Origin of the sequence: Ferrovibrio sp., assembly GCF_019636075.1 — a bacterium.
Taxonomy (GTDB): Bacteria; Pseudomonadota; Alphaproteobacteria; order Ferrovibrionales; family Ferrovibrionaceae; genus Ferrovibrio.
This window is the reverse complement of the sequence record NZ_JAHBYG010000018.1, coordinates 1-22,245: the sequence shown is the minus strand read 5'-3', so window position 1 is coordinate 22,245 and position 22,245 is coordinate 1. Positions and strand designations below refer to the sequence as shown.

Annotated in this window: 23 protein-coding genes and 1 tRNA gene; 7 read left to right on the top strand and 17 right to left on the bottom strand. The window is 61.6% G+C overall.

Translation table 11 applies throughout. The annotated features are described in order from the left end of the window. Positions 1-2: 2 nt before the first annotated feature. The 8 genes from nuoF to KF827_RS09515 all read right to left on the bottom strand — a co-directional run bounded on the left by nuoF (position 3) and on the right by KF827_RS09515 (position 6,853). A complete protein-coding gene (nuoF, locus tag KF827_RS09550) occupies positions 3-1,292 on the bottom strand; it encodes an NADH-quinone oxidoreductase subunit NuoF (protein ID WP_291004029.1) in 1,290 nt (429 codons plus the stop codon). A 12-nt stretch (positions 1,293-1,304) separates the two neighbouring features. Next, positions 1,305-1,949, bottom strand: coding sequence for an NADH-quinone oxidoreductase subunit NuoE (gene nuoE, locus KF827_RS09545; RefSeq protein WP_291004026.1), 645 nt, complete (start codon positions 1,947-1,949; stop codon positions 1,305-1,307). After that, positions 1,946-3,124, bottom strand: coding sequence for an NADH-quinone oxidoreductase subunit D (locus KF827_RS09540; protein ID WP_291004023.1), 1,179 nt, complete (start codon positions 3,122-3,124; stop codon positions 1,946-1,948). Before KF827_RS09540 ends, nuoE begins: the two co-directional genes overlap by 4 nt. A gap of 1 nt (position 3,125) precedes the next feature. Then, the gene (locus KF827_RS09535; RefSeq protein ID WP_291004020.1) at positions 3,126-3,770 is read right to left on the bottom strand and encodes an NADH-quinone oxidoreductase subunit C; all 645 of its coding nucleotides are present in this window, start codon (positions 3,768-3,770) and stop codon (positions 3,126-3,128) included. Positions 3,771-3,779: 9 nt separating this feature from the next. Then, positions 3,780-4,334 (bottom strand): NADH-quinone oxidoreductase subunit B family protein, encoded by a 555-nt coding sequence (locus KF827_RS09530; RefSeq protein ID WP_291004018.1) that lies wholly within the window; start codon positions 4,332-4,334, stop codon positions 3,780-3,782. Beyond that, a complete protein-coding gene (locus tag KF827_RS09525; protein WP_291004014.1) occupies positions 4,331-4,696 on the bottom strand; it encodes an NADH-quinone oxidoreductase subunit A in 366 nt (121 codons plus the stop codon). The genes KF827_RS09530 and KF827_RS09525 overlap by 4 nt, the downstream gene beginning before the upstream one ends. Positions 4,697-4,877: 181 nt before the next feature. Beyond that, complete coding sequence (gene fghA, locus KF827_RS09520; protein WP_291004011.1) at positions 4,878-5,726, bottom strand: S-formylglutathione hydrolase; 849 nt, start codon at positions 5,724-5,726, stop codon at positions 4,878-4,880. After that, entirely contained in the window at positions 5,726-6,853 is a 1,128-nt protein-coding gene (locus KF827_RS09515) for an S-(hydroxymethyl)glutathione dehydrogenase/class III alcohol dehydrogenase (RefSeq protein ID WP_291004008.1), read from the bottom strand. The genes fghA and KF827_RS09515 overlap by 1 nt, the downstream gene beginning before the upstream one ends. Positions 6,854-6,957: 104 nt before the next feature. Here KF827_RS09515 and KF827_RS09510 point away from each other — a divergent pair, with 104 nt between their 5' ends. Continuing rightward, positions 6,958-7,842 carry a LysR family transcriptional regulator gene (locus KF827_RS09510; RefSeq protein ID WP_291004005.1) on the top strand — a complete coding sequence of 295 codons (885 nt, stop codon included), beginning with the start codon at positions 6,958-6,960 and terminating at the stop codon, positions 7,840-7,842. A 162-nt stretch (positions 7,843-8,004) separates the two neighbouring features. On the opposite strand, the gene KF827_RS09505 is transcribed toward KF827_RS09510, so the two are convergent. The 3 genes from KF827_RS09505 to KF827_RS09495 form a co-directional block, all read right to left on the bottom strand. After that, positions 8,005-9,213, bottom strand: a complete 1,209-nt coding sequence (locus KF827_RS09505) for a hypothetical protein (protein ID WP_291004002.1) — start codon at positions 9,211-9,213, stop codon at positions 8,005-8,007. A gap of 321 nt (positions 9,214-9,534) precedes the next feature. Then, a tRNA-Asp gene (locus KF827_RS09500) sits at positions 9,535-9,611 on the bottom strand. A 62-nt stretch (positions 9,612-9,673) separates the two neighbouring features. Continuing rightward, positions 9,674-10,609 (bottom strand): RNA polymerase factor sigma-32, encoded by a 936-nt coding sequence (locus tag KF827_RS09495; protein ID WP_291003999.1) that lies wholly within the window; start codon positions 10,607-10,609, stop codon positions 9,674-9,676. 197 nt (positions 10,610-10,806) lie between these two features. On the opposite strand from KF827_RS09495, the gene KF827_RS09490 reads away from it, so the two are divergent. The 3 genes from KF827_RS09490 (at position 10,807) to KF827_RS09480 (ending at position 13,657) form a co-directional block, all read left to right on the top strand. Beyond that, positions 10,807-11,496 carry a MarR family transcriptional regulator gene (locus KF827_RS09490; RefSeq protein WP_291003996.1) on the top strand — a complete coding sequence of 230 codons (690 nt, stop codon included), beginning with the start codon at positions 10,807-10,809 and terminating at the stop codon, positions 11,494-11,496. Between the two features lie 122 nt (positions 11,497-11,618). Further along, entirely contained in the window at positions 11,619-12,464 is an 846-nt protein-coding gene (locus KF827_RS09485; RefSeq protein ID WP_291003993.1) for a MoxR family ATPase, read from the top strand. A gap of 14 nt (positions 12,465-12,478) precedes the next feature. After that, positions 12,479-13,657, top strand: coding sequence for a VWA domain-containing protein (locus tag KF827_RS09480; RefSeq protein ID WP_291003990.1), 1,179 nt, complete (start codon positions 12,479-12,481; stop codon positions 13,655-13,657). A 1-nt stretch (position 13,658) separates the two neighbouring features. Here KF827_RS09480 and KF827_RS09475 read toward each other — a convergent pair whose 3' ends face one another. The 4 genes from KF827_RS09475 to gatC form a co-directional block, all read right to left on the bottom strand. Then, on the bottom strand, positions 13,659-14,414 hold the full coding sequence (locus KF827_RS09475; RefSeq protein WP_291003987.1) for a methyltransferase domain-containing protein: 756 nt from the start codon (positions 14,412-14,414) through the stop codon (positions 13,659-13,661). Positions 14,415-14,582: 168 nt separating this feature from the next. After that, positions 14,583-16,049: an Asp-tRNA(Asn)/Glu-tRNA(Gln) amidotransferase subunit GatB gene (gene gatB, locus KF827_RS09470; RefSeq protein ID WP_291003984.1), complete on the bottom strand. Its 1,467-nt coding sequence runs from the start codon at positions 16,047-16,049 to the stop codon at positions 14,583-14,585. A gap of 2 nt (positions 16,050-16,051) precedes the next feature. Then, complete coding sequence (gene gatA / locus KF827_RS09465; protein ID WP_291003981.1) at positions 16,052-17,530, bottom strand: Asp-tRNA(Asn)/Glu-tRNA(Gln) amidotransferase subunit GatA; 1,479 nt, start codon at positions 17,528-17,530, stop codon at positions 16,052-16,054. Further along, the gene (gene gatC / locus KF827_RS09460; protein ID WP_291003978.1) at positions 17,530-17,817 is read right to left on the bottom strand and encodes an Asp-tRNA(Asn)/Glu-tRNA(Gln) amidotransferase subunit GatC; all 288 of its coding nucleotides are present in this window, start codon (positions 17,815-17,817) and stop codon (positions 17,530-17,532) included. The genes gatA and gatC overlap by 1 nt, the downstream gene beginning before the upstream one ends. 191 nt (positions 17,818-18,008) lie before the next feature. Between gatC and ruvX the strand changes: the two genes are divergently transcribed. Continuing rightward, positions 18,009-18,458 (top strand): Holliday junction resolvase RuvX, encoded by a 450-nt coding sequence (gene ruvX / locus KF827_RS09455; RefSeq protein ID WP_291004132.1) that lies wholly within the window; start codon positions 18,009-18,011, stop codon positions 18,456-18,458. A gap of 125 nt (positions 18,459-18,583) precedes the next feature. Beyond that, positions 18,584-19,807 (top strand): MFS transporter, encoded by a 1,224-nt coding sequence (locus KF827_RS09450; protein WP_291003975.1) that lies wholly within the window; start codon positions 18,584-18,586, stop codon positions 19,805-19,807. A gap of 21 nt (positions 19,808-19,828) precedes the next feature. Here the strand turns inward: KF827_RS09450 and KF827_RS09445 are convergent, their stop codons facing one another. Then, positions 19,829-20,233, bottom strand: coding sequence for an OmpA family protein (locus KF827_RS09445; RefSeq protein ID WP_291003972.1), 405 nt, complete (start codon positions 20,231-20,233; stop codon positions 19,829-19,831). Positions 20,234-20,375: 142 nt separating this feature from the next. Here KF827_RS09445 and KF827_RS09440 point away from each other — a divergent pair, with 142 nt between their 5' ends. After that, positions 20,376-21,779, top strand: a complete 1,404-nt coding sequence (locus KF827_RS09440; protein WP_291003969.1) for a membrane dipeptidase — start codon at positions 20,376-20,378, stop codon at positions 21,777-21,779. Between the two features lie 118 nt (positions 21,780-21,897). On the opposite strand, the gene KF827_RS09435 is transcribed toward KF827_RS09440, so the two are convergent. Then, positions 21,898-22,245: cytidine deaminase (locus KF827_RS09435; RefSeq protein ID WP_291003966.1), on the bottom strand; the 348-nt coding region annotated here is incomplete at its 5' end.

Here is a 22,245-nt window from a genome sequence, read left to right as displayed (position 1 = left end):
CCTTACTCCGCTGCCACTTGTTGAACGCCGTGATAGGCATCGATGCGGCTTTCGATCTCGCCGCGGAAATGCCGGATCAGGCCCTGGATCGGCCAGGCCGCCGCGTCGCCGAGCGCGCAGATCGTGTGGCCTTCCACCTGGGTGGTGACTTCCAGCAGCATGTCGATTTCGCGCTTCTCGGCTTCGCCGCGCACCAGGCGCTCCATCACGCGCCACATCCAGCCGGTGCCTTCGCGGCACGGCGTGCATTGGCCGCAGCTTTCATGCTTGTAGAATTTCGAGAGCCGCGCGATGGCGCGCACCACATCGGTGCTCTTGTCCATCACGATCACGGCCGCCGTGCCGAGGCCCGAACGCTGGGCGCGCAGGCTGTCGAAATCCATCAGCACGTCGTCGCAGATCGCCTTGGGCAGCAAAGGCACCGAGGAACCGCCGGGAATGATCGCCAGCAGGTTGTCCCAGCCGCCGCGCACGCCGCCGGCATGCTTTTCGATCAACTCTTTCAGCGGGATGCCCATCTCTTCTTCCACATTGCACGGCTTGTTCACATGGCCGGAAATGCAGAACACCTTGGTGCCGGTGTTGTTCGGACGGCCGATGCCGGCGAACCACTCGCCACCACGGCGCAGGATGGTGGGGGCAACCGCAATGCTTTCCACGTTGTTCACCGTGGTGGGGCAGCCCCAGACGCCCACATTGGCCGGGAAAGGCGGCTTCAGGCGCGGCTGGCCCTTCTTGCCTTCCAGGCTTTCGATCAGCGCGGTTTCTTCGCCGCAGATATAAGCGCCGGCGCCGCGATGCACGAACACATCGAAATCATAGCCCGAGCCGCAGGCATTCTTGCCGATCAGGCCAGCAGAGCGCGCTTCGTCGATGGCGGCTTCCAGCACATCGGCTTCGTAATGGAATTCGCCGCGAATATAGATATAGGCAGCCACGGCGCGCATGGCGAAACCGGCAAGCAGGCAGCCCTCGATCAGCTTATGCGGATCGTGGCGCATCATGTCGCGGTCTTTGCAGGTGCCCGGTTCGCCCTCGTCGGCATTCACCACCAGATAGCTGGGGCGGCCATCGGATTGCTTGGGCATGAACGACCATTTCAGGCCGGTGGGAAAACCCGCGCCGCCACGGCCGCGCAGGCCGGACTTCTTCATCTCGTCGATGATCCAGTCCTGGCCCTTCTCGATGATGGCCTTGGTGCCATCCCAATCGCCGCGCTTGCGGGCGGCTTCCAGGCTCCATGGCTGCTGGCCATAGAGATTGGTGAAAATGCGGTCTTTATCCTGCAGCATCGCGGGTCCGCCTCAATCGTCGCCACCGACCGGCGCATTGCCGGCGGGCGGATTAAAAGTGGTGAGCGTGGTGGGGCCGCCCAGCGGCGCCGAGGTCTGGCGGCCATTCTGCGGACCGACCTTCGGCTTCTCGCCGCGCTTGAGCGCATCCAGCACCTTGCCGGTGCTCTCGGCATCGAGATCTTCGTAGTAATCGTCGCCGATCTGCATCATCGGCGCATTCACGCAGGCACCCAGGCATTCCACCTCGATCAAGGTGAACTGGCCATCGGCCGTGGTGTCGCCGCATTTCACGCCGAGATGCTTCTCGCAGGCTTCGACAACCTTGTCGGAGCCGCGCAGCCAACAGGGCGTGGTGGTGCAGACCTGCACGAAATGCTTACCCACCGGGGCGAGGTTATACATCGTGTAGAAGCTGGCCACTTCCAGCACACGGATTTCAGGCACGCCCAGCATCTCGCCGATGGTGCGGATCGCTGCCATCGGCACCCAGCCATTATGCTGACGCTGCGCCAGATCGAGCAGCGGCATGGTGGCGCTGCGCTGGCGGCCGGCCGGATATTTGGCGATGATCGCCTTCGCCTTTTCCAGATTCTCGGCCGTGAAGGCGAAATCCTTCGGCTGCATTTCCGGGGGAGCTATATGGACGCCACTCATCGATCGACCTCGCCGAACACGATGTCGAGGTTGCCGACGATGGAGACCGCATCGGCCAGCATGTAGCCCTTCGACAAGAAATCCGTGGCTTGCAGATGCACGAAGCCCGGCGCGCGGATACGGCAGCGATAGGGCTTGTTGGTGCCATCGGAAACCATATACACGCCGAATTCGCCCTTCGGCGCTTCCACCGCGGCATAGGCCTGGCCGGCCGGCACATGGAAGCCTTCGGTGTAGAGCTTGAAGTGATGGATCAAGGCTTCCATCGACTTCTTCATCTCGCCGCGCTTGGGCGGCACCACCTTGCGATCCTGCGACGAAACCGGGCCGCCCGGCATCTTCTCGATGCACTGGCGGATGATGCGCAGGCTCTGGCGCATTTCCTCGATGCGGCAGAGATACCGGTCGAAGCAATCGCCGTTCTTGCCCACCGGCACGTCGAAATCCAGCTTGTCGTAAACCTCGTAGGGCTGCGCCTTGCGCAAATCCCAGGCGATGCCCGAGCCGCGCAGCATCACGCCCGAGAAACCCCAATCCTGGGCATCCTTGGCGGAGATCACGCCGATTTCGACATTACGCTGGCGGAAGATGCGGTTTTCGGTGAGCAGGCCTTCGATATCCTCAAGCACCGGCGGCAGCCGGTCGCAATAGGCATAGATATCCTCGGCCAAACCCTTGGGCAGATCCTGATGCACGCCGCCGGGCCGGAAATAGGCCGCATGCATGCGGGCGCCGGAAACCCGCTCGTAGAACTCCATCAGCTTTTCGCGTTCCTCGAAGGCCCACAGCGTCGGCGTCATGGCGCCGCAATCCATGGCATGCGTGGTCACGTTCAGCAGATGGTTCAGCAGGCGGCCGATCTCGGCGAACAGCACGCGCACATATTGGCCGCGCTCGGGCACTTCCAGCCCCAGCAGCTTTTCGGTGGCCAGGCAGAAGGCATGCTCCTGGTTCATCGGCGCCACATAATCGAGGCGGTCGAAATACGGCATGGCCTGCAGGTAGGTCTTGTGCTCGATCAGCTTTTCGGTGCCGCGATGCAGCAGGCCGATATGCGGATCGCAGCGCTCGACGATCTCGCCGTCCAGCTCCAGCACCAGGCGCAGCACGCCGTGAGCCGCAGGATGCTGCGGCCCGAAATTCACCATGTAATTGGCAATCGAAACTTCGGCCATGTTAGGACTTGGCCTCCTGTGCCGGTGCCGCCTTCTCATCGCCCGGCAGCACGTAATGCGCGCCTTCCCACGGGCTCATGAAATCGAAGCGGCGGAATTCCTGGGGCAAGGTCACGGGCTCATACACCACGCGCTTCTGCTCGGCGTCGTAGCGCACTTCCACATAACCCGAGAGCGGGAAATCCTTGCGCAGCGCATGGCCCTCGAAACCGTAATCCGAGAGGATGCGGCGCAGATCCGAATGGCCCGAGAACATCACGCCGTACATGTCCCAGGTTTCGCGCTCGAACCAGCCGGCAGACGAATACACGCCAGTGACCGACGGCACCGGGGTGTCTTCATCGGTCTCCACGATCACGCGCACGCGCTGGTTCAGCTTCATGCTGAGCAGATGATACACCACATCGAAGCGGCGCTCGCGCTGCGGCCAATCCACGCCCAGCACATCCACCAGAATCGAGAACAGGCAATTGGCATCGTCGCGCAGGAAGGTCAGCACCTTCACGATGCGGTCGGCCGGGGCACGCATGGTCAATTCACCCAGCGTCACCTCGAAGCCCAGCACATCGTTGGGCAAGGCGGCAGAGATATGCTCGCCCAATTCCCGCAGGCTCTGTTCCTGTTCGCGCTTTACACTATCGCTCATCGGGGCACCTCAGCGGGCGATGGTGGTGGTGCGCAGAATCTTCTTCTGCAATTGCAGCAAACCGTAAACCAGCGCCTCCGCCGTGGGTGGGCAGCCGGGCACATACACATCCACCGGCACGATACGGTCGCAGCCGCGCACCACGGAATAGGAATAATGGTAATAGCCGCCGCCATTGGCGCAGCTGCCCATGGAGATCACATAGCGCGGCTCGGCCATCTGGTCGTAAAGCTTACGCAGCGCGGGCGCCATCTTGTTGGTGAGCGTGCCGGCCACGATCATCACATCCGACTGCCGGGGCGAAGCGCGCGGCATCGAGCCGAAGCGATCCAGATCGTAGCGCGCCATGAAGGCATGGATCATTTCCACGCCGCAGCAGGCCAGACCGAAGGTCATCGGCCAGAGCGAACCGGTGCGGGCCCAATTGGCCAGCTTGTCGATCGAGGAAACCACCACGCCCTTATCGGCGAGCTGGTCGGAGATATCGCGGAAGAATTCGTCCTGCGACGAACCCAGCACAAGCGAATTGCCAGCCGGGGCAGCCTTTTCGGTCGCGGCGCTCATTCCCATTCCAGCGCTCCCTTTTTCCATTCGTAGATGAAGCCGACCGTCAGCACAGCCAGGAACACGATCATCGACCAGAAGCCGAACACACCAATCTGGCCCAGCGAAATCGCCCAGGGAAACAGGAAGGCCACTTCAAGATCGAAGATGATGAAAAGGATGGCCACCAGATAGAAGCGCACATCGAACTGACGGCGCGAATCCGAGAACGGCTCGAAGCCGCATTCGTAGGTGGAATTCTTTTCCGGATCGGGCGCCATCTTGGCAGCCACGAAAGGCAACAGTGCCATTACCAGAGCCAGCACGATGGCGAGGCCGAGGAACAGCAGAATGGGCAGGTACTCCCGCAGTAGGGCTTCCACGGTCGCACACTCCTTCCAGCACAGAAAATCGTCGCAAACCCTGCGGCGGATGGGACTCCGCCAGCTCGGGCCGGAACGGTTTTAGACCGAACCGTGCCGCACCGCAACAATTCCCCAGTAACATTCCGTGGGTGAAAAACCGGCCCGCGTTAAGGGTTTGCGGGTGGTTGCGAGACGGTAATCAAACCATCAGGCGGCTGTAATGGAAAGCCAGATGATCGGCCATGAAGCTCTGGATGAAGTAATAACTGTGATCATAGCCGTCGTGGCGCCGCAGCGTTAACTTTTGTCCGGCCTTGGCGGCGGCCTGTTCCAGCAATTCCGGCTTCAGTTGATTGGCCAGGAAGCTATCGGCCAAACCCTGGTCGATCAGCATATCATCCAGGTGGCTGGCCTTGCCGGCCGCAACCAGAAGGCTGGCATCATGGGCCTGCCAGGCAGCCCGATCTTCCCCCAGATATGCCGTGAAGGCCTTCTCGCCCCAGGGGCAGCGGGTGGGCGACACGATGGGCGCAAAGGCCGAAACCGAGCGGTAGAGCCCTGGATGCTTCATCGCCAGGGTGAGCGCGCCATGGCCGCCCATGGAATGCCCGGCAATGCCGCGCGCCCCCGCCAGCACGGGGAATTGTCCCTCGGCGGCGGCGATCAGGTCGCGGGTGACATAGCTTTCCATGCGAAAATGCGGCGTCCAGGGGGCCTGGCTGGCATCGATATAAAAGCCCGCGCCCTGGCCGAGATCGTAGGCCGGGTCGTCGGCCACGCCCTCGCCGCCCGCGCCATTGCTCCGAGGAGACGTATCCGGCGCCACGATGGCCAGGCCCAGTTCGGCGGCCTTGCCATAGGCCCCGGCCTTCTCGGTAAAGTTATTGGCCGTGCAGGTAAGGCCCGACAGCCAGTACAGCACCGGGAAAGGCCCCTTCCCCGGCGGCACGAACAGGCTGAAGGTCATGGCCGTGCCGGTGGCTTCCGACGCATGACGCAGGAAGGACAGCGTGCCGCCGAAGACGCGCTGACTGCTGAGGCTTTCCATCAGTACAACACGACCGAGCGGATGCTCTCGCCGGCATGCATCATCTCGAAACCCTTGTTGATGTCGTCCAGCCGCAGGGTGTGGGTGATCATCGGGTCGATCTCGATCTTGCCTTCCAGATACCAATCCACCAGGCGCGGCACATCGGTGCGGCCGCGCGCGCCGCCGAATGCCGTGCCCATCCAGGTGCGGCCGGTGACGAGCTGGAACGGCCGGGTGGAAATCTCCTGCCCCGCGCCGGCCACGCCGATGATCACCGACTTGCCCCAGCCGCGATGGCTGCATTCCAGCGCCTGGCGCATCACTGTTGTGTTGCCGGTGCAATCGAAGGTGTAATCGGCGCCGCCGATCGTATCGCCGCGCCGCTTGGTGAGATTCACCAGGTAAGGCACGATATCGCCGTCGATTTCCTTCGGGTTGACGAAATGCGTCATGCCGAAGCGTTCGCCCCATGCCTTCTTGCCGTTGTTGAGGTCCACGCCGATGATCATATCGGCACCCGCCATGCGCAGGCCCTGGATCACGTTCAGCCCAATGCCGCCCAGGCCGAACACCACGGCGGTGGCGCCCGCTTCCACCTTGGCGGTGTTGATCACCGCGCCCACGCCCGTGGTGACGCCGCAGCCGATATAACAAACCTTGTCGAAAGCCGCGCTGCTATCGATCTTCGCCACCGCGATCTCGGGCAGCACGGTGTAATTCGAGAAGGTGGAGCAGCCCATGTAATGATGCACCGGCTTGCCCTCGAACGAGAAGCGCGAGGTGCCGTCGGGCATCAGGCCCTGGCCCTGGGTGGCGCGGATGGCGGTGCACAGATTGGTCTTGCGCGACAGGCAGGACGGGCATTCCCGGCATTCCGGCGTGTAGAGCGGGATCACATGGTCGCCCTTCTTCACGCTCTTCACACCCGGGCCCACATCCACCACCACGCCGGCGCCCTCATGGCCCAGGATGGCCGGGAACAGCCCTTCCGGGTCGGCGCCCGACAGGGTGAAATCATCGGTATGGCACAGTCCGGTGGCCTTGATCTCCACCAGCACCTCGCCGGCCTTCGGCCCCTCCAGGTCCAGCTCCACGATTTCGAGCGGTTTTCCGGCCTGAAAGGCCACGGCGGCGCGGGTTTTCATGGGGCGTCTCTCCTGATTCAAAAGCTGCCGCAGCTTAAGCAGTGTATTCCCGGGCTTTAAGCACATAATATGCAATTCATTATTGCATATATGGGATAATGATCATGGCCAGTTGGATCGGTATCGAGGAATTCGTGGCGGTGGCCACCACCGGCAGCTTTGTCGGCGCCGCCCGGCTGCTGCGGCTTTCCACCTCCCAGGTCAGCCGGGCGATCCGGCAGCTTGAAGGCCGGCTGGATGCCCCGGTGCTGCTACGCACCACCCGCAAGGTGACGCTCACCGATACCGGCCGCGCCCTGCTGGAGCCCTTACGCAAGCTGGTGGCGGAACGCGACGAGGCGCTGGCGGCGGCCAGCGGCGGCAACAATCCCAAGGGCGATTTGCGCATGACCTGCTCGATCGGCCTGGGCGAGCGTTTCATCGCGCCGATCCTGCGCCGCTATGCCGTGGATCATCCGCAAGTGAATGTGGTGCTGGACCTGACCAACCGCATCGTGGATCTGGTGGGCGAAGGCTACGATATCGCCATCCGCACCGGCAACCTCACGGATTCAAGCCTGATGGGCAGCCGCATCGCCTCGCGCCGCCTGGTGCTCTGCGCCGCGCCCGGCTATCTGGCGCAACGCGGCCAGCCGCAAAGCCTGAATGATCTGGCCCAGCATGATTGCCTGGTCGGCACGGCGGAGGCCTGGCAATTCGACGTGGAGGGCGAGAAGCGCAGCATCTATCCGCGCCCGCGCTGGAGCTGCAACAGCGGCGACGCCATCGCCAGCGCCGCCATCGCCGGCATGGGCCTCTGCCAGTTGCCAGAATTCTATGTGGCGGACGCCATCGCCGATGGCCGGCTGATAACCCTGCTCGACGATATCCGCCGCGCCGATGAGCCGGTCTGGGCGGTGTATCCGCAGCGCCGCCACCTGCTGCCGAAAGTGCAACTGCTCATCGAACGCTTAAAGGCGGAATTGGGGCCGGCACTGGCGCGGCTCTAAACACGAAAAAGCCGCCGGCTGGCTGAACCAGACGGCGGCTTTTCAGCGGGATAAATGGCGAGAGTGACGGGACTTGAACCCGCGACCTTCGGCGTGACAGGAAAAACTCCCGCAATACTTTTAATAACTTATCACCGCTCGCCAGCCTAGTTAGCCCTCCCATCAGCTCTCAGTGGTCACAAAATCCCGCAATTGTTCAAGCCTTCTAGCGATGTGACGATCTGTAGCAGCGGCCTTTACGATTTTTTCATTTGCCGCGCGCTCAAAATCCTCAGCAACGAGTTTTCCCGCATCTTGGAAAAGACGCCTAATGCGTGGAGCTGCAAAATCACTATAAAAAACAGGACGGTTGATACCCATTCCGTAACCGCCAGGCTCACCGATGTAACATCGCACCATCCATGTCACTATTTGCACACGGACCTCTGACGGCACCACAGCCAATCCCCCAACGTCTTCAAAGTCGTCGAGAATTTTTCTGTGTTGCTCGTACTTCGTCCACACGTGTCCGATCTGTTGCAGTTGCGTCATAAACTCTAAGAAAAACTGTCTAACTTTTGGCTGTTTTAGATAGGCTGTCACTCCAGCAGCAGCCGCAATCTTCATGTCCGCGAGACTCGCAGGTTTGCGAGTAAGCACCTCTTGGAAGAATTGACCTACCTGAGCTTGAGCAGATTTCCGTCCAACTGAACGAAGTGTACGCAATGCTTCGATAGCATTTTGCCTAACAATGTCTGGTTTTTTGTCGTCCCTAGCGAAGCTAATTAGAAACTTTGAAATCTCCAACTGCCGCTTGTCTGGGGCCTTCTCAAAATCCTCCACAAGCTCCTTGGAAAGTGTGACCTTTGCTGGAGCCTCAATGATTTCTTTAATATCGACAACTCGAACTGGTGAAATTGGATCACGAGCCAATACAATCTCGATGCAGGTACGGAACACATATACGCAGTCCTCAATACCCGCCTCATATTGATCATCCTCATGTTCCAGGTCTTTACGAATGTCATAAGCCCGCTTGAGCCGACGCCACTCGGGGCGGCTAATTAGTCCCATATGGTATGCGAGATCGAGCGTGTGTGTCGTAGAATACTCATACACGTCTTCCGCTTTTACCACCGATGGCAGCTTGTTCAGTGAAGCTGCTTCTTGAGCGACATCAAGACCAGCTATGATGACTTTTTCCCTAAGATCGTGGACCGCCGCATTGAGCAATCTCTGGCAAGCACTGCTCGGATCAACGGGGAGTAGCGTTTTGACTCTCGTTATCAGCGACTTTGCCTGCCAGCTTGGACGAATTTGCTCCAAAAGGCCTTCAGCACCAGATGCAACAACCATCTGACCTGCTGTCGATAGAACAAGGTCTTTTGCCATATCTCCCCACGATATTAGTTGTGGCCTGCCCCTATGGCGGCTTAATCACTATTACCACCGCGGAGCGTGTACCTATAGGTGATTTATAAATCAATTTACACCTATATATAGCAATTACTTGAACTAAGTCGAACGATTTTCTAATTGGATTACCCGACTTTGAGCATCGTCTTTTCCCACAGGGCCGCCGGCATCTACTGCCGAAAGTGCAGTTGCTTATCGAACGCTTGAAAGCGGAATTGGGGCCGGCACTGGCGCGGCTCTAAACACGAAAAAGCCGCCGGCTGGATGAACCAGACGGCGGCTTTTCAGCGGGATAAATGGCGAGAGTGACGGGACTTGAACCCGCGACCTTCGGCGTGACAGGCCGACGCTCTAACCAACTGAGCTACACCCCCGCAGCGGCGGTGGGTGTACCCGCCCTGCCCCGGTCTGTCAAGCTTGGCCGACCGGAAACCGCTTAGCAGCAGGCGAAATTTTCGGTGTTGCCGCTAAGCCGTTCTGGAACCAGGCCTTCAAGCAGGCGGGGCGTACCCTTGCCGCCGCCGCTTTCCGCCTCGGCCGAACGGCGCAGCACCAGGCTTTGCAGCTTGGAAAACGCCTTGGTTTCGATCTGCCGCACGCGCTCCTTGGTCACGCCCAGGCGCTCGCCCAGTTCTTCCAGGGTCACCTTCTCGTCGTTGAGCATGCGCTCGGAAACGATCAGGCGTTCGCGCGGGTTGAGCTGCGAGAGCGATTCGGTCAGCCAGGCCCGGCGCAGGTCGCCGTCATGCCGGCGGGTCACCTGCTCTTCCGGGTTGGGGCCGGGATCTTCCAGGAAATCCTGGAAGGCCTCGCCGCCCTCCTCGCCGCCCATCGGTTCGTTCAGCGAATGGTCGCGGCCAGACAGCCGCATGGCCATGGCCGAAACCTCGTTGGGCGACACCTTGAGCGCCTTGGCAATCGAATCCCGCGTGTCGTCGTCCAGGCTGGCGGCGCCACCGGCCTTTTCCAGCTTGGCACGCAGCCAACGCAGGTTGAAGAACAGCGCCTTCTGGCCGGCAGAGGTGCCAGACCGCACGATCGACCAGTTGCGCAGCACATATTCCTGCATCGAGGAGCGAATCCACCAGGTGGCATAGGTGGAGAAACGCACGCCGCGCTCGGGGTCGAAGCGGTTGATCGCCAGCATCAGGCCGATATTGCCCTCCTGGATCAGGTCGGGCAGCGGCAGGCCGTAATTGCGGAAACGGGTGGCGGTAGACACCACCAGGCGCAAATAGGCCGAAATCATCTTCTGCATGGCGACCTGGTCGCCCTTTTCCTTCCAGCGCCGCGCCAGTTCCAGCTCTTCCTCTTCAGTGAGCATGGCCTTGGTCATGACGGTGGAGAGATAGCGCCGGTCGGCAGTATCCATATTTCCGCGATTAACCGTCCGTAATGCCATTTTCATACCCTCCATCGACTTTTGCTTGCCAGCGCCCTACCTAACGGCTAAGCCATTGGTTGGTTGCTGGCGGAGAGCGCCGTCGATATTGTTTCGGCTCGCTACGATCCTGCACCCAAACAGGCCTTCGGGTAAATAACTTATTTTCGAGTCGATACGACTTTGTGATGCCGATCACACCTTACAGCGACCTCTTCCCCACCAATTGCCAGGCCGACACGGTTAGCCTGCCGGGCGAGGCTGTCAGCATGCAGGGCGAAATTTCCTCGAATGCCCAACATGTTATCCTGCTTCTGGACCGTCTGGGCCGGCTCACGCGCGAGCTGCAATTCGTGGATGGCCTGAACCCGGCGCAATGGGAAACCCTGCGCTTTCTGGCCCAGGCCAACCGCTATTCCCGCACCCCCACCGCCCTGGCCGAATATCTCGGCGCCACCAAGGGCACGGTGTCGCAAACCCTGATCTCGCTGGAGAGCAAGGGGCTGGTGGATCGCTGCAAGAAAACCTGCGACCGCCGCCAGGTGGCCATCACGCTCACCGAAGCCGGCGAAGCCATGCTGCAGCGCGACCCGATGCGCAGCCTGGAAAAATCCATCTGCGCCATGACCGCCGATTGCGGCGGCGCGCTGGTAACCGGCCTCACCCGCCTGCTCACCGAATTGCAGCATCGCCGCGAAGTGATGCATTTCGGCGTGTGCGAGGATTGCACCATGTTCTGCGCCGAACATGGCAAGCCCAAGACCGTGCCCCATGCGGCCAGCGGCGAACCCAAGCGCTGCGGCATGACCGGCGAAACCCTGAATGACGGCGAATGCCGCCAGCTTTGCGTGAATTACAAAGCCGCCGCAGCCGAATAGCCGGCGCAATGCACAGGTCGGAAACCGACAAGATTGACGCCGGGGCAACATTGCCCCCATGGCGCGGCATCGCTAACCTTTTCCGCACAAGATAATCAGACCCGAGACAGGATCAGCGTCAGATGAAGTTCACCGGTACCGATAGCTATGTTGCCACCAATGATCTGATGGTGGCCGTGAATGCCGCCATCACGCTGGAACGCCCGCTGCTGGTAAAGGGCGAGCCCGGCACCGGCAAAACCGTGCTGGCCATCGAAATCGCCAAGGCGCTGAAGGCACCGCTGATCACCTGGCATATCAAATCCACCACCAAGGCGCAGCAGGGCCTGTATGAATACGATGCCGTATCGCGCCTGCGCGACGGCCAACTGGGCGAAGAGCGCGTGAAGGACATCGCCAATTACATCAAGAAGGGCAAGCTGTGGGACGGCTTCACCGCGCCCAACCGCCCGGTGCTGCTGATCGACGAGATCGACAAGGCCGATATCGAATTCCCCAACGATCTGCTGCTCGAACTGGATCGCATGGAATTCTTCGTCTACGAGACCGGCGAGACCATCAAGGCCGAGCAGCGCCCGATCGTGATCATCACTTCCAACAACGAGAAGGAATTGCCGGACGCCTTCCTGCGCCGCTGCTTCTTCCACTACATCCGCTTCCCCGACCGCGAGACGATGGAAAAGATCGTGGAGGTGCATTACCCCAGCATCCAGAAAAACCTGGTGCGCGAGGCGATGAATGTGTTCTACGAACTGCGCGATACGCCCGGCCTGAAGAAAAAACCCTCCACATCCGAATTGCTGGATTGGCTGAAGCTGCTGATGGTGGAAGACCTGCCGGTCGAGGCTTTGCGCACCAAGGAACAGGGCAAGCTGATTCCGCCGCTGGCCGGCGCGCTGCTGAAGAACGAGCAGGATGTGCATCTGTTCGAGCGGCTGGCCTTCATCGCGCGCCGCGAGAGTCGATAATTTAGGCAACCGGCATGTTCATCAACTTCTTCCTCGAATTGCGCAAGGCCAAGGTGCCCGCCTCATTGCGGGAATATCTCACCTTGCTGGAAGCGATGCAGAAGGGCGTGCCGAATTATCGGGTGGAGGACTTCTATTATCTCGCCCGCGCCACGCTGGTGAAGGACGAGCGCAATATCGACAAGTTCGACCGCGTTTTCTCGCAATGCTTCAACGGCCTGGAATTCATGTCGGAAGGCATCGAGGCGACGATCCCGGAGGAATGGCTGCGTAAACTGGCCGAAAAAACCCTCACGGATGAAGAAAAGGCGATGATCGAGGCGCTCGGCGGCTGGGACAAGCTGATGGAGACGCTGAAGAAGCGCCTTGAGGAACAGAAGGAACGCCACCAGGGCGGCAATAAATGGATCGGCACCGCCGGTACCTCGCCGTTCGGCGCTTATGGCTATAATCCCGAAGGCGTGCGGATCGGGCAGGACAAATCGCGCAACCGCCGCGCCGTGAAGGTGTGGGACAAGCGTGAATACAAGAATCTCGACGATACCGTGGAACTCGGCACCCGCAACATCAAGGTGGCCCTGCGCCGCCTGCGCAAATTCGCCCGCGACGGCGCGGCGATGGAACTCGATATCCCCGATACCATCCGCTCCACCGCCAACAATGCCGGCTGGCTCGATCTCAAGCTGGTGCCCGAGCGGCATAACAAGATCAAGGTGCTGCTGCTGTTCGATATCGGCGGCTCGATGGACGACCATATCCGCGTCTGCGAGGAATTGTTTTCCGCCGCCCGCGCCGAATTCAAGCATATGGAATTCTATTACTTCCACAATTGCGTCTACGAAAAGCTGTGGAAGGACAATCGTCGCCGCCACAACGAATTCCAGCCGACCTGGGAAGTGCTGCGCACCTATCAGCAGGATTACAAGCTGATCTTCGTGGGCGACGCCACCATGAGCCCCTACGAGATCGTGCAGCCCGGCGGCAGCGTGGAACATTGGAACGAAGAATCCGGCTCCGCCTGGATGCAGCGCCTGCTGGATACTTATCCCAAAGCCGCCTGGCTCAACCCGGTGCCGGAAAAATATTGGGATTACACGCCGTCCGTCGGCGTGGTGAAGCAATTGATGGGCAACCGCATGTTCCCTCTCACGCTAGAGGGCCTGGAACGCGCGATGCGAGAGCTGAACCGCTAAATCACGCCGCGGCTTTTGCCTGTTGGCTCTCAACGCGTTTGCGCGCGATCAGCTTGATACCAGGCTTGAACGACAGCGCACGCCATTCCACCGAAAAGCCATGTTGGTCCAACAGGCGGGTGAGATTGGCCGGACTGAAATAGATGCAATGCGAGGGCGGGCAGAAGGCATCCCACTTCGTGATGTCGCGCGGCCGGCGCCAATGGCTGATATCGGGCGTGGTGAGATACAGCAACCCGCCAAGCTTCAATGCCGCAGCAAGCGCCGCAACGAAACGGTTGCTATCCGGCGCATGTTCGATCACTTCCGAGCAATAGATCGCATCGAACTGCTCGCCGCCGAAATCGGTTTCCTCCAACAAGCCATGCAGATAGCGGTTTCGCGGAAAATGCTGCTTGGCCCAGGCAATGGCCGCACCATCGGGCTCCAGGCCGGCAGCCGCGAAACCGGCCTCGCGCGCCGCCTCTACCATGAAGCCGCCATTGCTGCCCACATCGAGAAAGCTGCGCCCGGCACCGCCGCCGCACATGCGGGCCAGACGGCGTATGCGATGGCGGCTGCGCTTCAGCTTGCGATCCACCTTGGTGAAATAGCTGCCGGTGGCGCCGTTATAGGTGTCGGCATACATAGTCTGCACATCGAACGGTGCCGGCGGCGGATCCATGTAGACCAGGCCGCATCCCTGGCAACGCACCAGGTGATGCGTACCATGGGTGATATAGGAAGAAGCGCCGGCTGAGCAGATCTGGCAAGACATGAGGCGGGAATCCAAGGAAAATGGAGAGGTCTTGTCTCCCAGCCCAGGACTGCCGTCAATCACATTGTTTCAATCGCAGCGGGTTTGCTGCCAGAGGCACATAGCCCGCGGCATCAACACAACCACCGGCCCACAGGGGCGTGAAAAAGTTAGTCGCCTGGCGGGCAATCAGCCCGCCAGCTTCTTTTTCAGCAGATCGTTCACCGCCGCCGGATTGGCCTTGCCGCCCGAGGCCTTCATGGTCTGACCAACGAAGAAGCCGAACAGCTTGTCCTTGCCCGAGCGATATTCCGCCACCTTGTCGGCATTGGCGGCCATCACCTGGTCGATCACGGCTTCGATGGCGCCGGTATCGGTCACCTGGCGCATGCCCTTCTCGTCCACCACCGTGGCGGCATCCTTGCCGGTTTCCACCATCAGCGCGAACACATCCTTGGCCAGGCGGTTGGAGATGGTGTTGTCGGCGATCAGGTCGATCAGGCCGCCGAGCTTTTCCGGCGTGATCACGAAATCCGCCATGCTCTTGCCGGACTTGTTGAGCGCGCCGAAATATTCGGTGATCACCCAATTGGCGCAAAGCTTGCCGTCGCGGCCCTTGGCCACGGCCTCGTAGAAATCCGCCGACTCCTTCTCGGCCACCAGCACGGCGGCGTCGTAGGGGCTGAGGCCCAGCTTGTCGATGAAGCGGGCTTTCTTTTCGTCGGGCAGTTCAGGCAGGCTGGTCTTGATATTTTCCACCCAGCCGGCATCGAGTTCCAGCGGCAGCAGATCGGGATCGGGGAAGTAGCGGTAATCATGCGCATCTTCCTTGCTGCGCATGGCGCGCGTGACGCCCTTGCCGGAATCGAACAGCCGCGTTTCCTGCGCAACCTGGCCGCCGCCCTCGATCACATCGATCTGGCGCCGCGCCTCGTATTCGATGGCCTGCATCACGAAGCGCACGGAATTCACATTCTTGATCTCGCAGCGCGTGCCCAGCGGACCGCCCGGCTTGCGCACGCTCACATTCACGTCGGCGCGCATGGAACCTTCTTCCATGTTGCCATCGCAGGTGCCGAGATAGCGCAGGATGGTGCGCAGCTTCTTCAGGTAAGCGCCGGCCTCTTCGGAATTGCGCATGTCGGGTTCCGACACGATTTCCATCAGCGCCACGCCGGAACGGTTCAGGTCGATATAAGACTGGTTCGGCGACTGGTCATGCAGGCTTTTGCCGGCATCCTGTTCCAAATGCAGGCGGGTGATGCCCACTTCACGGCTGGAACCATCCGGCATATCGAGAATCAGCTTACCCTCGCCCACCACCGGCTGCTTGTACTGGCTGATCTGATAGCCCTGCGGCAAATCTGGGAAGAAATAATTCTTGCGGTCGAACACCGAAAACAGATTGATCTGCGCCTTCAGGCCCAGGCCGGTGCGCACCGCCTGCTCCACGCAATAGGCATTGATCACCGGCAGCATGCCGGGCATCGCGGCATCCACCAGGCTCACCTGGGCATTCGGTTCGGCGCCAAAGGTGGCCGAGGCGCCGGAAAACAGCTTGGCCTTGGAGGAGATCTGGGCATGCACTTCCATGCCGATCACGATTTCCCAGGCGCCGGTTGCGCCCTGGATGTAGTTTTTCTCGTCAGCACTCATGGTCACTTGCTCCACCAAGCGTCGGGCCTGGCTTTGAAATCCGCTGCCTTTTCAACGCTGCGCGCCACGCGCAGCAAAGTGGCCTCGTCGAAGGGCCGGCCGATCAATTGCAGGCCCAGCGGCAGGCCCTCCGCGTTCAGACCGGCGGGCAGCGAAATGCCCGGCAGGCCGGCCATGTTGATCGGCACGGTGAACACGTCGTTCAGATACATGGCGATGGGATCGTCGCTTTTCGAGCCCAGCGGGAAAGCCGCGTTCGGCGAGGTGGGCGTGAGGATGGCATCCACACGCTGGAAGGCCTGCTCGAAATCCTTGGCGATCAGCGTGCGCACCTTCTGCGCCTTGGTGTAATAGGCATCGTAATAGCCCGCCGACAGCACATAGGTGCCGATCATGATGCGGCGCTGCACCTCGCGGCCGAAACCGGCGCCGCGGGTATTCTCATACATCTCGATCAGATCCTTGCCCGGCACGCGCAGGCCGTAGCGCACGCCATCGTAGCGCGCCAGATTCGACGACGCCTCGGCCGGCGCCACGATATAATAGGCCGCCAGCGCGTGATGGGTATGCGGCAGCGAGATATCAACCACCTCGGCGCCAGCATCCACCAGCCACTGCTTGCCCTGGTTCCACAACGCTTCGATCTCGGCATTCATGCCGTCCATGCGGTATTCGCGCGGAATACCGATGCGCAGGCCCTTCACGCCGTCTTCCAGCTTGGCCGTGTAATCCGGCACCGGCATGTCGACGCATGTGGAATCCTTGGCATCGAACCCAGCCATGGCACGCAGCATCAGCGCGGCGTCGCGCACATCGCGGGTCATCGGCCCGGCCTGGTCGAGCGACGAAGCGAACGCCACAATGCCCCAGCGCGACACGCGGCCATAGGTGGGCTTAATGCCGGTGATGCCGCAAAGTGCCGCCGGCTGGCGGATCGAGCCGCCGGTATCGGTGCCGGTGGCGCCCAGTGCATAGCCGGCAGCAACGGCGGCGGCGGAACCGCCCGAAGAGCCGCCCGGCACCAGCTTTTCGCCCTGCGGACCACGCCAGGGATTTACGGCCGGGCCGTAATAGCTGGTCTCGTTGGACGAGCCCATGGCGAATTCGTCGAGATTCAGCTTGCCCAGCATCACCGCGCCTTCGCGCCACAGATTGGCGGTGGCGGTGGATTCATAGGCCGGCACGAAACCATCCAGGATATGGCTGGCCGCCGTGGTCAGCACATCCTGGGTGCAGAACAGATCCTTCACGGCGATCGGAATGCCTTCCAGCAAGCCGGCCTTACCGGCGCGGCGGCGCTCGTCGGCAGCCTGTGCCATGGCCAGCGCCTTTTCCGGCGTTTCGGTGATCATGGCATTCAGCGGCTTGGCCGCCTGCATGGCGGCAATGCTGGCCTGGGTCAGTTCCTGGGCCGTGAAATCGCCCTTTTCCAGATGAGCGAGCGCGGCGGCAATCGTGAGGTCGGCGGGATTGATAGCCATCACTCGATCACCTTCGGTACGGTATAGAAGCTGGCCTGGCGGCCCGGCGCATTGCGCAGCACGGCCTCGGGGTCGCCGCCGTCATTCACCACATCCTCGCGCCAACGCAGCTTCATCGGCGCCACCGAGGTGAGCGGCGGCACATTGTCGGTCTTCACCGCCTGCAACTCTTCCACGAAGGACAGGATGGTATTCAATTCGGCGGTCATCGCCTCCTGGCGCTCGGGCTCCAGTTTCAGGCGGGCCAGCTTGGCGATCTTCGCCACCGCCGCTTTATCCAATGACATGTGCGCACCGTTGGTTATAGTCCGAAACGAAACCGAGGCGATTCCCGCCCCTGCGGGCCGGAATCTCCTTGAAATGGCGGCGGAAAGTAGCATTCGTGACCGAGCCCGGCAACCCATCCTCCCCCTCAGACGGGGCCTTGCATAACGGCAGGCCGCCGCGCCAGCGCGCCCCCAAGCCCGGCACCGAGGCCATCCGGGTGGAAGGCGGCCTGCGTTTCCTCGGCCTGGACCTGGGCACCAAGACCATCGGCCTGGCGCTCTCCGATGCCGGCCACCGCATCGCCACGCCCTACGACACGATCCGTCGCCGCAAGCTGAAAGACGATGTGGCCGACCTGCTGGCCGTCGTACAAAAAGAAGGCGTCGGCGCCCTGGTTCTGGGCCTGCCGGTAAACATGGACGGCACCGAAGGCCCGCGCTGCCAGGCTGCCCGGGCTTTTGCCCGCAACATCGCGCCGCTGGTGCCGGTTCCCCTCACTTATTGGGACGAACGGCTTTCCACCGTAGCCGTGCAGCGCATGATGGTGGAAGCCGATCTGAGCCGGGCAAGGCGGGCGGAACTGGTGGATAAACTGGCCGCCAGCTATATCCTGCAGGCTTATCTCGACTGGCTGGCCGGCCAGGAAAGCGGCCAGGCATGATCCTGGCGCCTACAAAACACAACCGGGTGGTTACTTTTTAGCCGAACCACTCTATACTCATTCGCAACTGGCGGCACAGCCAGGCCCCAAAGCCAATAACACGCTCGCCCCGGGAACAGACCGTCATGACCGACATTTCCATGCAGGCCCCCATATCGCCACAGGGCAATACGCGGCGCGACATTGAAGTGATGGCGCTGATCGGTTTCGCCCATGCCTGCAGCCATTTTTTCCAGCTGGTATTGCCCCCGCTGTTTCCGTTCCTGCGCGAAGCATTCCAGGTCAGCTATACTCAGCTGGGGCTGGTGATGACGGTATTCTCGGCCACCTCTGGATTACTGCAAACACCGGCCGGTTTCCTGGTAGACCGGATCGGCGCCCGCAATGTTCTGATCGGTGGCCTGGCGATCTTCTGCGTGGCTGTGCTGCTTTACGGCCTGGTGCCGAATTACTGGCTGTTGCTGCCGGTGGCGATGCTGGCCGGCGCCGGCAACAGCGTGTTTCACCCGGCGGATTACTCCATCCTCAGCGCCTCTGTGAACCAGAACCGCATCGGGCGCGCCTATGGCAGCCATACCCTGGGCGGCAATCTGGGTTGGGCCGTGGCGCCGGCCTTCATGGGCGCGGCGGCATGGGCGCTGGGCTGGCGCGGCGCCCTGGCGCTGGCGGCGGCTGTCGGCCTGCTGGCCTTGCTGGCCCTGGTGTTGCGGCGCGACAGCCTGAAAGAAGATATCGCCGTGCGGAAGGAACAGGCGGAATCTGGCGTACCAGCCAAACTGCCGCTCTTCACCTTGCCGATTGTGATGTGCTTCGTCTATTTCCTGATGCTGGCCACCGCCCTGATCGGCATCCAGAATTTCTTCCCGGTCATCGTGAACGTAATGTATGGCACGCCGTTGACCATTGCCACCATGGCACTGACCGGCTTCCTGCTCGGCGCCAGTGCCGGCGTGGTGATCGGCAGCATATTGGCCGACCGCAAGGTGCCGCCGTATAAGCTGGTCACCTTTGGCCTGCTTGCCGCTTCGACGCTGATTTTCATCGTTGCCTTTGTCGATCTGCCAAACGCTTTGCTGGTCGCCTTGGTCACCCTGGCCGGCTTCCTGCAGGGCAGCACAACGCCTTCGCGCGACATGATCGTGCGCCAGGCTTCGCCCAAGGGCGCCTCCGGCCGGGTGTTCGGTTTCGTCTATTCAGGCCTGGATGCCGGCTCTGCACTGGCACCGTTGGCGATCGGCATCCTGCTCGATCACGGCAATCCGCAGGCCGTGCTGCTGATGGTGGCGGTCATCCTGGCGCTTACCACCCTCACCGTGCTCGGCATCGGCAAGACAAGCCGGCAGGCTTAAGCCGATCAGTTGATCAGCCCGTCAGTTGATCAACACCGTGGCTGGCGCCGGCGTGGCGATCACCGCAGGCGCTTCCGCCCGCGGGCGGTTGCCCAGCATCAGATTTTCCGGCCGCACACCTCGCGCCACCAGATAATCGCGCACGGCCTCGGCACGGCGGATCGACAGGATTTCCGCTTCCGACGCCTCATCGGGCGTCGCCTGGCCGATCAGGGCCAGCGGCAGCGGCTGCAACCGTTCCTCGATCATCTGCACCTGACGATCCAGCACCATGCGGGCCATCGGGCTCAACCCGGTGGAGCGGTTTTCAAAAAACACCACGGACTGCACCGGACCTGAACGTTCCTCGGCAGTTGCGACAGAAGCCGCAATCGGGGCGGCAAAGGGCAAAAGGCTAAAAGCAATGGCTATCAGGCGAGAGCGCATGACCCACCTCCTGTTTTTGTACGGTCCCAACCTGCTGCTGGATTAGGGCGCCTTTGTGGCCGGATCGGACAGAATCTAGGGCAAAAACAACCGTTTTATGCTAGAAAACCAGAGTATTCCTTAAGTACAGATGGAGTAGCCCATGCGCATCGCATGGAAAGATCTGGCGCAAAGCCCGAATGACAGCCTGGTGGAATTGGAAGGTTGGCCGCTGCCGCCGGCTGAGTGTGAGACCGCCAGCCTCCGTTATTTCGCCCTGGCCGACGATGCCATCTGCTGCGCTGGCTGCCTGCCGCAGGATGCCGAGCGCCGGGTGGAAATCTTTGCCGCCGAACCGATCCATCTGGATGGCGGAGCCCTGAGCCTGCGCGGCCGGCTGCTGCGCCTGCCCGAGGATGATGCATCCGGCTGGCGCTATCAGTTGCATGATGCCCAGGCTGTTCAGCAGACCGCCATCGCCGCCGGGTTCAGCCGGCGGCAAGCGATTGGCGCCGCCCTGGCTTTCGGGCTGTCGGCCTGGCAGCCCCTGCCCGCCAACGCGGCCGAGATCGATCCGCAACCGGGCCGGCGCCTGCTGGCCGGCCATCTCACCATCGATCTGCACAGCCATGCCGGCGCCATCAACGGGGTCCGCCGCATCGCCGAACGCGCGCCCTACCAGCCGGTGGCGGCGCCGATGCGCGCGGGCGGCATGGCGGCGATCTGCCTGAGCGTGGTGGCCGATAGTCCGGTGACGCGTCTGGATGCCGACCGGCGCATCCGCCCGCAACGCAATCCCAAGCAGGGCGAGCTTTATGCCCATACCAAGGCCGGCATGGAGCGCGCGCTCGGCCTGGTACGCGAACAGAAGCTGGGCATCATCCGCAGCATCGCCGATCTGCGCGCGGCCAGTGCCAACAAGCCCAGCGTGATCATTGCCACCGAGGGCGCGGATTTCCTGGAAGGCAAACTCGAGCGCCTGGAGGCCGCGCATCGCGACTGGCATCTGCGCCATCTGCAGCTTGTGCATTACCGGCCGAACGAACTGGGCGATATCCAGACCGAGCCAGCGGTACATGGCGGGTTGACCGATTTCGGCGCTGCCGTGATCGAGCGCTGTAACAGCCTCGGCATCGTGGTGGATGTGGCGCATGGCACCTTCGACCTGGTGGCACGCGCCGCCAAGACCAGCCGCACGCCGCTGATCCTGTCGCACACATCCTATCGTGCCAAGCCGCGAGAGTTCAGCCGCCGCATCAATGTAGCCCATGCCAGGCTGATCGCCGATACCGGCGGCGTGATCGGCATCTGGCCCAACCAATCGAACTTCGCCGACCTGCCGGCCATGGCCGCCGGCATGGCGCAGCTGGCAGGACTGATCGGTATCGACCATGTCGGCCTGGGCACCGACATGATGGGCATGCCCAGCGGATCGGTGCTGGATACATATGAAGAGCTGCCGCTGCTCGCCACGGCCCTGCTGCAGCAAGGCCTCAAGGAAGAAGACGTGCTGAAAATCCTCGGCGGCAATTATGCCCGGGTATTCGAGCAGAGTCTGGCCGGCTGAAACGCCCTAAGGCTGGCGGCATTCTCTTCCAGCCTTACGGCTGGCGGCCCTCTCTTCCAGCCTTACGGCTGGCGGCCCTCTCTTCCAGCCTTACGGCTGGCGGCCCTCTTTTCCAGCCCTACGGCTGGCGGTGATACTTCAACGGCAGCAGGTCCGCCGTACTATAGCTTGCAAGCGCGCCATCCACATTCAGGATCACCCGCGCATCGGGCGCGAAGTCGCGCAGCATTTCACGGCAGATACCGCAGGGCGCCACCACCTGAATGCTCTGGTTCGCCTCGGTGGGGCGCGGATGGCGCACCGAGATGATGGCAGTGATCGGATCGGCCGCGCCGGCACCATCGGCCATCGCCTGCCCCACCGCCACGGCTTCGGCACAGACCGAGGCGCGGCCGACATAGGTATCCAGATGCAGGCCGGTGACGATCTTGCCCGAGCGGGTGCGCAAAGCCGCCGCGATATGATG

What these genes read in the sequence shown, in the direction of transcription:
- KF827_RS09485 (WP_291003993.1), top strand. Translation starts at nt 11,619, where the DNA reads ATGAAGTTCACCGGTACCGATAGCTATGTTGCCACCAATGATCTGATG.
- KF827_RS09530 (WP_291004018.1), bottom strand. Translation starts at nt 4,334, where the DNA reads ATGAGCGCCGCGACCGAAAAGGCTGCCCCGGCTGGCAATTCGCTTGTG.
- nuoE (WP_291004026.1), bottom strand. Translation starts at nt 1,949, where the DNA reads ATGAGTGGCGTCCATATAGCTCCCCCGGAAATGCAGCCGAAGGATTTC.
- nuoF (WP_291004029.1), bottom strand. Translation starts at nt 1,292, where the DNA reads ATGCTGCAGGATAAAGACCGCATTTTCACCAATCTCTATGGCCAGCAG.
- KF827_RS09505 (WP_291004002.1), bottom strand. Translation starts at nt 9,213, where the DNA reads ATGGCAAAAGACCTTGTTCTATCGACAGCAGGTCAGATGGTTGTTGCA.
- gatA (WP_291003981.1), bottom strand. Translation starts at nt 17,530, where the DNA reads ATGGCTATCAATCCCGCCGACCTCACGATTGCCGCCGCGCTCGCTCAT.
- gatB (WP_291003984.1), bottom strand. Translation starts at nt 16,049, where the DNA reads ATGAGTGCTGACGAGAAAAACTACATCCAGGGCGCAACCGGCGCCTGG.
- KF827_RS09480 (WP_291003990.1), top strand. Translation starts at nt 12,479, where the DNA reads ATGTTCATCAACTTCTTCCTCGAATTGCGCAAGGCCAAGGTGCCCGCC.
- KF827_RS09495 (WP_291003999.1), bottom strand. Translation starts at nt 10,609, where the DNA reads ATGGATACTGCCGACCGGCGCTATCTCTCCACCGTCATGACCAAGGCC.
- KF827_RS09450 (WP_291003975.1), top strand. Translation starts at nt 18,584, where the DNA reads ATGACCGACATTTCCATGCAGGCCCCCATATCGCCACAGGGCAATACG.
- KF827_RS09535 (WP_291004020.1), bottom strand. Translation starts at nt 3,770, where the DNA reads ATGAGCGATAGTGTAAAGCGCGAACAGGAACAGAGCCTGCGGGAATTG.
- KF827_RS09510 (WP_291004005.1), top strand. Translation starts at nt 6,958, where the DNA reads ATGGCCAGTTGGATCGGTATCGAGGAATTCGTGGCGGTGGCCACCACC.
- KF827_RS09515 (WP_291004008.1), bottom strand. Translation starts at nt 6,853, where the DNA reads ATGAAAACCCGCGCCGCCGTGGCCTTTCAGGCCGGAAAACCGCTCGAA.
- gatC (WP_291003978.1), bottom strand. Translation starts at nt 17,817, where the DNA reads ATGTCATTGGATAAAGCGGCGGTGGCGAAGATCGCCAAGCTGGCCCGC.
- KF827_RS09475 (WP_291003987.1), bottom strand. Translation starts at nt 14,414, where the DNA reads ATGTCTTGCCAGATCTGCTCAGCCGGCGCTTCTTCCTATATCACCCAT.
- fghA (WP_291004011.1), bottom strand. Translation starts at nt 5,726, where the DNA reads ATGGAAAGCCTCAGCAGTCAGCGCGTCTTCGGCGGCACGCTGTCCTTC.
- KF827_RS09540 (WP_291004023.1), bottom strand. Translation starts at nt 3,124, where the DNA reads ATGGCCGAAGTTTCGATTGCCAATTACATGGTGAATTTCGGGCCGCAG.
- KF827_RS09490 (WP_291003996.1), top strand. Translation starts at nt 10,807, where the DNA reads ATGCCGATCACACCTTACAGCGACCTCTTCCCCACCAATTGCCAGGCC.
- KF827_RS09445 (WP_291003972.1), bottom strand. Translation starts at nt 20,233, where the DNA reads ATGCGCTCTCGCCTGATAGCCATTGCTTTTAGCCTTTTGCCCTTTGCC.
- KF827_RS09440 (WP_291003969.1), top strand. Translation starts at nt 20,376, where the DNA reads ATGCGCATCGCATGGAAAGATCTGGCGCAAAGCCCGAATGACAGCCTG.